At 71.9% G+C, this 7,808-nt stretch carries 6 protein-coding genes and 1 pseudogene; 3 read left to right on the forward strand and 4 right to left on the reverse strand.

Annotated features, from left to right (window positions below; translation table 11 throughout):
• A pseudogene (locus tag I59_RS18770) lies at positions 1-186 on the reverse strand (amidase); the annotation flags it as partial.
• Between the two features lie 120 nt (positions 187-306).
• Here I59_RS18770 and I59_RS00560 point away from each other — a divergent pair.
• Positions 307-612 (forward strand): putative quinol monooxygenase, encoded by a 306-nt coding sequence (locus tag I59_RS00560; RefSeq protein ID WP_022902206.1) that lies wholly within the window; start codon positions 307-309, stop codon positions 610-612.
• A 48-nt stretch (positions 613-660) separates the two neighbouring features.
• On the opposite strand, the gene I59_RS00565 is transcribed toward I59_RS00560, so the two are convergent.
• Positions 661-1,287: a dihydrofolate reductase family protein gene (locus I59_RS00565; RefSeq protein ID WP_022902207.1), complete on the reverse strand. Its 627-nt coding sequence runs from the start codon at positions 1,285-1,287 to the stop codon at positions 661-663.
• Positions 1,288-1,358: 71 nt separating this feature from the next.
• On the opposite strand from I59_RS00565, the gene I59_RS00570 reads away from it, so the two are divergent.
• Both I59_RS00570 and I59_RS00575 read left to right on the forward strand, forming a co-directional pair.
• Positions 1,359-3,023: an ABC-F family ATP-binding cassette domain-containing protein gene (locus tag I59_RS00570; protein WP_022902208.1), complete on the forward strand. Its 1,665-nt coding sequence runs from the start codon at positions 1,359-1,361 to the stop codon at positions 3,021-3,023.
• Between the two features lie 783 nt (positions 3,024-3,806).
• A complete protein-coding gene (locus I59_RS00575) occupies positions 3,807-5,483 on the forward strand; it encodes a glycoside hydrolase family 43 protein (protein WP_031272297.1) in 1,677 nt (558 codons plus the stop codon).
• 67 nt (positions 5,484-5,550) lie between these two features.
• Here I59_RS00575 and I59_RS00580 read toward each other — a convergent pair whose 3' ends face one another.
• Positions 5,551-6,033 (reverse strand): gluconokinase, encoded by a 483-nt coding sequence (locus I59_RS00580; protein ID WP_083881886.1) that lies wholly within the window; start codon positions 6,031-6,033, stop codon positions 5,551-5,553.
• Positions 6,034-6,080: 47 nt separating this feature from the next.
• A complete protein-coding gene (locus I59_RS00585; protein ID WP_261976475.1) occupies positions 6,081-7,610 on the reverse strand; it encodes a GntP family permease in 1,530 nt (509 codons plus the stop codon).
• Positions 7,611-7,808: the final 198 nt, after the last annotated feature.

Here is a 7,808-nt window from a genome sequence, read left to right on the forward strand (position 1 = left end):
GGCGCGATCGCGAGCGGACTCCGCGGTCACGGTCACGAAGGCACCGAGCCCCGGCCCGTCCGCTCCCGCCGGGTCGAGCCGCGCGATGCGCGCCAAGTAGTGGTCGACGGCCTCGCGCGCGGTCACCTCACCACGACGGATCCAGTCCCAGAGGTCCTGCGCGGAGAGGTGGTGGAGTTCGAACACGCGGCCAGCCTAGGCGGCGCCGCATGAGTACCGAGGCGTCGACGGCGGCCTGTGGACGGAACCGGAATCCCACAGGGCGGCGCCGAGTTGTCCCCCGCAACGACGACGAAAGGTGTCCCCATGTCGATGACCGTCCTGCTCGAGGTCCAGCTCCGCGACGATCTGCCCACCGGCACCGTCGAGGCGGCGATCCGGGAGACGCTCGCACAGACGCGCGCGTTCGACGGGAACGAGTCGCTCGAGGTGATCGTGGAGGCCACCGACCCGCAGCACGTCGTCGTCGTGGAGCGCTGGGCGAGCACGGCCCACCACCAGGCCTACGTCGCGTGGCGCGGGACGCCGGAGGGAGCCGCGAAGGCGCTCGCAGGGGTCATCGCTGGACCGCCGGTCACGCGGACGTTCGACCGCACGATCAGCCTCGGCTGACGCCGACACCGACACCGACACCGACACGCGGCCTGCACCGTGGGCGTCTCAGCCGCGCTTCCGGCGGTACCGGACGTGCGTGGTGAGCGGGGAGTGCAGCACCTCGACCGGTTCGAACCCGAAAGTCTGCGACCCGTCGAAGATCCGTTCACCGCTCCCGAGCAGGACGGGGGCGATGTCGAGGATGAGCTCGTCGACCACGTCCGCTGCGAGGGCCTGGCGGACGGCGGACGCTCCCCCGGCGATGTCGACCCCGGCTCCGTCGGCCGCGTCGAGCGCCCGCGCGTAGGCGGCGTCGAAACCGTCGGTCACGAAGTGGAAGACCGTACCGCCGTGCAGCTCGATCGGCGGGTGCTCGTGGTGAGTGAGCACGAAGACCGGCGCGTGGTACGGCGGTTCCGGTCCCCACCAGCCGTCCCACGGTTCGTCCCAGGCACCGCGGACCGGGCCGAACATGTTGCGCCCCATCACGTACGCGCCCCGCGGCCGCATCAGCCACCGGGCGGCGGTCCGGTCCGCGTCACCGACCTCGACGCCGGGCATGTGCCACGTGTGCAGCTCCCCGCCCCGGACGCCGAGCGGATGGTCACGACCCTGGTCCGGACCTGCGACGAAGCCGTCGAGCGACATCGACATGTGGCAGGTGGTGTCCCCGGTGCTCGCGTCCGCCGCCATGGGGTCCTCCTCGTCCTCGTGGTGGCACGATCATGGCAGATCGAGCGCTTCCGGGATGGGACGATTGCTCCATGACCGCCACCCTCGTCGCCAAGGACCTCGCCGGCGGGTACGCCGCCCGGACGCTGTTCGAGGGGGTCGACCTCACCGTGGCGCCCGGCGACGTGATCGGCGTCGTCGGGGTGAACGGTGCCGGGAAGTCGACGCTGCTCCGACTGCTGGCCGGCGTCGACGAACCCCTCGCGGGGACGGTGTCCACCGCGCCCGCGGACGCGTTCGTCGGATGGCTGCCGCAGGAGCACGACCGGATCCAGGGCGAGACGGTCGCGGCGTACGTCGCGCGGCGGACGGGCTGCACGGCAGCGACGGTCGCCATGGACACAGCGGCGGAGGCCCTCGGCGCTCCGGACGCGGGTGACGCCGCGGCGGACGCGTACTCCGTCGCACTCGAACGCTGGCTGGCGTCCGGGGCCGCGGACCTCGAGGAGCGACTCCCCGCGGTGCTCGCCGAACTGGGACTCGAACGCGCGGACGGCGCACTCGGCGTCGGTCCGGAGTCGCTCATGACCGCGCTGTCCGGCGGGCAGGCGGCGCGGGTGGGCCTCGCTGCGCTGCTGCTCTCGCGGTTCGACGTCGTGCTGCTCGACGAACCCACGAACGACCTCGACCTCGACGGTCTCGCCCGACTGGAGCAGTTCGTGCAGGGCTTGCGCGGCGGGGTCGTCCTCGTCAGCCACGACCGCGAGTTCCTCGCCCGGTCCGTCACCGCGGTCCTCGAACTCGACCTGGCGCAGTCCTCGAACCGGCTCTTCGGCGGCGGCTACGACTCGTACCTCGAAGAACGCGCGATCGCCCGGCAGCACAAGCGCGACGCGTACGACGAGTACGCCGCGACCAAGGCGGACCTCGTCTCCCGTGCCCGGACCCAGCGGGAGTGGTCGAGCCAGGGCGTCCGCAACGCGATGCGGAAGAACCCCGACAACGACAAGATCCGGCGCCGCGCGGCGAGCGAGTCGAGTGAGAAGCAGGCGCAGAAGGTCCGGCAGATGGAGTCGCGGATCGCGCGGCTCGAAGAGGTCGAGGAGCCGCGCAAGGAGTGGCGGCTCGAGTTCACCATCGGCCAGGCACCTCGGTCGTCGGCCGTCGTGGCGACCCTCGCGGACGCCACCTTCACGCAGGGCGGGTTCACCCTCGGGCCGGTGTCGCTGCAGGTCGACGGCGGGGACCGGATCGGCATCACCGGCCCGAACGGCGCCGGCAAGTCGACGCTGCTCCGCGCCCTGCTCGGTCGACAGGCACCGACGACCGGCTCGGCGTCACTCGGGTCGAGCGTCGCGATCGGGGAGGTCGACCAGGCACGCGCGGCGTTCTCGGGGCCCGAACCGCTCGCCGCGGCCTTCGAGGCGCTCGTGCCGGAGTACGCCACCGCAGACGTCCGTACCTTGCTCGCGAAGTTCGGCCTCAAGGCGGACCACGTCGGACGGGCCTCGGCCGACCTGTCGCCGGGCGAGCGCACCCGTGCGGGCCTGGCGCTCCTGCAGGCCCGCGGCGTCAACGTCCTCGTGCTCGACGAGCCGACGAACCACCTCGACCTCGCCGCGATCGAGCAGCTCGAGCAGGCGCTCGACTCGTACGACGGCACGCTGCTGCTCGTGACCCACGACCGGCGGATGCTCGAGACCGTCCGGCTCGACCGCCACTGGCACGTGGAGGACGGGCGCGTCACCGAGCGCTGAACACCCGAGCGTCGTCCGCGGCGGACGGGAAGGTCAGGCCGTCGGGACGCGTGGGCTCCGCCGTCGGGCTCGGCACCGCGCACCCACGAGCCGAGGACCGGTCGGACCCCGACGGACCCGCCCTGCACCGTCGCGGGGCTCGAGCGGGCGAACGCGACCCCGGTGTCGAGGTCCGGCGCCTCGGTCACCCCGGTGCCGTCGCGCGCACCGGCGCCGGCCGCACCCGGAGCCGGTCCGTCGCGCCCGCGCCGAGGCCGGACACGGATCCATCCCCGCGCCGACGGGACGGGCACGACCGAGCGCAGGGTGCTGGCCTGGGTGGCAACACGTGGCAACGCGGGGCGACCCCTTGCACCGCGGCAGCGACATCGCGATCATGTTGACGTTGCCATCGGGGGCAACGATGACAGGAGGGGGCGGATCGATGGGGATTCGCAACACCGGGCCCGGTTCGACGGGCAGCACCAAGCGAGAACTGACGACGCGAGCGGCACTCGCCGCGATCGGCGTGGCCGTGACGGCAGCCCTCGGCGTCGCCGGTCTGACGGCCGCGCCGGCCACAGCGGCCCAAGCGGCGTCGAGGTCGATCGCACCAGCGGCATCGACGTCGCCGGTGCGCTCCACGGACGGCGCGTTCCACCCGGGCGAGCCGTGGCTCGACGACCAGGGGCAGCCGATCCAGGGGCACGGCGGCCAGGTCGTCACCGCTGAGGACGCGTCCGGGAGGACGATCTACTACTGGTACGGCGAGGACCNGGTCACGGCTACAGCGACACCCGCGGCGTGCACGTGTACTCGTCGTACGACCTGTACGACTGGAAGGACGACGGGCTGGCGCTCCGCACCATGACGAGCCGTTCGGACTTCGACGCCCCGTACTTCTCGGCGCTCTACGGCGGCTACGACCAGACCCAGCGGGACGCCGTGTACCGCGACCTCGGGGTCACGGCTCCGAGTTCGACCCGTCCGGGTGCGATCCTCGAGCGACCGAAGGTGATCCACAACGCACGGACCGGACAGTGGGTCATGTGGGTCCACGCCGACGGCCCCACTGCGACCTCGGACGCGCAGTACGCGAAGGCACAGGCGGGCGTGGCCGTCTCCGACTCCCCGACGGGGCCGTTCCGGTACGTCGACTCGTACCGCCTCGACCACGTGGCCGCCGACGACCCGACGAACCACCAGCCGGACTCCCCGGGCATGGCGCGGGACATGAACCTCTTCGTCGACGATGACGGCACCGCCTACATCGTGTACGCGAGCGAGGAGAACCTGACGCTGTACATCTCGAAGCTCGACGACGACTACACCGGCCTGTCCACGGACCCCGCGGAAGCGGTCGAGGGCGTCGACTTCCGTCGCCCGCAGCCGTGGATCGGCGGGCAGCGCGAAGCGCCCGCCATCACCAAGGTCGGCGGTACGTACTACCTCGTGACGTCCGGCGCGACCGGATGGGCACCGAACGCCGCCGCCTACGCCACCGCGACGAACATCCTCGGGACGTGGACCGCGCACGGCAACCCGGCCACCGGAACCGATGCGGGCACCACCTGCGACTCGCAGAGCACGTCCCTGCTGAACCTCGGCGACGGTCGCGTCGTGTACCTCGGAGACCGGTGGAACAATGCCGAGGACCTCCGCACCGCTCCGTCCGTGTGGTTGCCTGTGACCTTCGGCGAGGGCGGCTCGATGTCGTTCTCGTGCGACACCGGCACCTGGAGCCTCACCGACCTGCACCCCTACTCCCCCTGGACGGTCACGACCACCGTGCCCGGTCAGGTCTCGCTCGGCGACACCGGCGCGCTCCCGAAGCGGGTCAGCGTCCGAGAGGGCGCCACCGGCACGACCCACCGCGTCACCTGGACGACCGCGCCGCTCCGGACCGCCGGCGAGCAGACCGTGACCGGCACGCTCGACGACGGACGGACGTTCACGCGGCTGGTGACGGTGCTGCCGAAGCGCCTGGTGTACTTCATCGACGCGGGTGGCCAGGCAACGGCGGACCACACCGCCGACCTCGCGTTCCTGCAGCGTCGCGGCGACCGGCTGCGCAACTCGGTGGCCGACCAGCGTTTCGGCGCCGATCCGTCGCACGGGACGCACTGGGGGTACTTCGGCACCACGGGCGGGACCAGCGGCACGTCGGGCGGTTCGATCACGAGCACCGTGCGCTGGCAGGCTGACGCGACCGACCTCGAGTACGCCCTCGGTGGCCTCGGGAAGGGGCGCTACCGGGTCGACGTGGGGTTCTGGGACCCGTGGACGAAGAGCGCTCCGGGTCGTGCTGCGGCCGTGCACGTCAACGGGACCTCCGTCGCGACCCACCAGCCGATCGACGGCACCTTCCGCACCCTGACGTCGACCACGCGCGTCGGCAAGGACGGCATCGTCGACCTCCGGATCTCACCCGCGACGAAGTACGGCATCCAGGTGAGCTGGGTCATGGTCTCGAAGGCCTGAACACCCGACCACGGCGCGCCCCTCCCTGATCCGGAGGGGCGTGCCGTGGGATCGGCGCACCGGGGAGTCAGCGCACCGCGAGCCCGAGCCGCTCGACCACCTCGTCGGCCTCCTCGTCCGGGGTGCGGTCCGCCGCCACGGTGATGTGCGCCTCGTCCGGGCCGGGGACCTCCAGCGTCGCGAGCTGCGAGGCGAGGAGGGACGTCGGCATGAAGTGCCCGGTCCGCTGCGCCATCCGGCCGCCGATCAGGTCCGCGCTCCCCGCGACGTGCACGAACACCACACCCGGCGCGCGGAGCACGTCTCGGTAGGAGCGCTTCAGCGCCGAGCAGGTCACGACGCCGGGCGTCCCGGACCCGAGGTGCTCCCGGACCCAGCCGCCGACGACCTCGAGCCACGGCCAGCGGTCCTCGTCGGTGAGCGGTGTCCCCGCGTGCATCTTGTCGACGTTCGCCTGCGGGTGCATCGCGTCGCCCTCGGCGAAGTCCCACCCGAGCCGCTCCGCCACGGTCGCGGCGACGGTGGACTTCCCGGAGCCCGAGACGCCCATGACGACCAACACGCGGGCGTCGAGCACACCCTCGGAGCCGGCCCCGGTCACAGGAACACCCCCGCGAGCAGGACCCCGAGCAGGCCGAACACCGAGATGAGGCACTCGAGCACCGTCCAGGTCTTGAACGTCTGTCCCACGGTCGTGCCGAGGTAGCCCTTCACGAGCCAGAACCCGGCGTCGTTCACGTGCGAGAGGAAGACCGAGCCGGCACCGATCGCCAGCACGAGCAGCGAGGTCATCGGCTGCGACAGGTCGTGCGCGATGGGCGCCATGATCCCGGCGGCGGTGACCGTGGCGACGGTCGCCGACCCGGTGGCGACCCGGACGAGTGCCGACACCACCCAGGCGACGAGCAGCACCGAGATCCCGGAGTCCTTCACGGCGTCGGCGATCACCCCGCCGATCCCGGTGTCGATGAGCACCTGCTTGAACCCGCCGCCGGCGCCGACGATGAGCAGCACGCCGGCGACCGGCGGGAGGGCGCTCTCGAGCGATCGCGACACGGCCGTCCGGTCCATGCCGCCACCGATCGCGAAGAACACCATCGCGAAGACGGCGGCGATGCCGATGGCGATCATCGGCGTCCCGAGGAAGTCGAGCACGCTGACCCACGACCCGGCGGCGTCGGGCGCGACGGCCTCGCGGATCGCCTGCGCGAGCATGAGGACGACCGGCAGCAGGATGCCGACGAGCGCGGTGGTGAACGACGGGCTGCGCGGTTCGCTGATGACGCGCGTGAAGTCGCTCTTGCCGTGGGGCAGGGAGGCGGTGTCCTGCGTGGCGGGGCCGCGCCGTGCCTCCCGTCCGGCCGAGGCGGGGTCGTCGTGACCGCCGGCCGGTCCGCGCGAGCCGAACAGGTCGGGAGCCGGGATGTCGACCCAGCGCGCGGCGAATCGCGCGAACACCGGACCGGCGAGCACGATCACGGGGATCGCGAGGACGATGCCGAAGGCGAGGGTCGTGCCGAGGTTCGCGCCCACCGTCGAGATCGCGACGAGCGGGCCGGGGTGCGGCGGGACGAACGCGTGCATGGTGGAGAGGCCGACGAGCGCCGGCACCGCGATCTTCATGATCGGGACGTCGCTCCGCTTCGCCACGAGGACGATGATCGGGATGAGGAGGACGAGGCCGACCTCGAAGAACATCGGCAACCCGATGAGCGCTCCGATCAGCGCCATCGTCCACGGCAGCGCGGCCTTCGACGAGCGGCGGACGAGGGTGTCGACGACGCGGTCGGCCGCCCCCGAGTCGACGAGCAGCTTGCCGAACATCGACCCGAGACCGACGAGGATGCCGACGCTCGTCATCGTGGCGCCGAACCCGTTGCCGAAGCTCGTCACGGCCTTGTCCGGTGCGAGGCCGGCACCGATGCCGACACCGAGCGCGCCGATCGTCAGCGCGATGAACGGGTGGACCTTGAGCCACGTGATCAAGGCGATGATGACGACGATGCCGATCAGCGCGGCGACGATCAGTTGCACGACCGGCCCGGACGGGTCGACGGTCAGCGCTGCACCCCCCTCTGCTGCGAGGACGGTCGTGTGGGCGGTGGCCGCCGTGAGCGCGTGAGGCATCTGCGCCCCTTCCTGGAGTCGCATCCGCGGGACTCCGTCGCTTCGTGTCCTGATCCGAGCGCGCGTCGACGCGCTTCAGAATAATCTGATTAATCAGACTATACGATGATCCGCAGCGCGGCACCCGCCCTCCGGCGCAGTCTGCCGCTTCGATGGACCAGACGTCACGACCCCGCGGACGCGGACGCACGGAGAACG

It is taken from the genome of Curtobacterium sp. B8, from assembly GCF_000333315.1.
Classification (GTDB): domain Bacteria; phylum Actinomycetota; class Actinomycetes; order Actinomycetales; family Microbacteriaceae; genus Curtobacterium; species Curtobacterium luteum.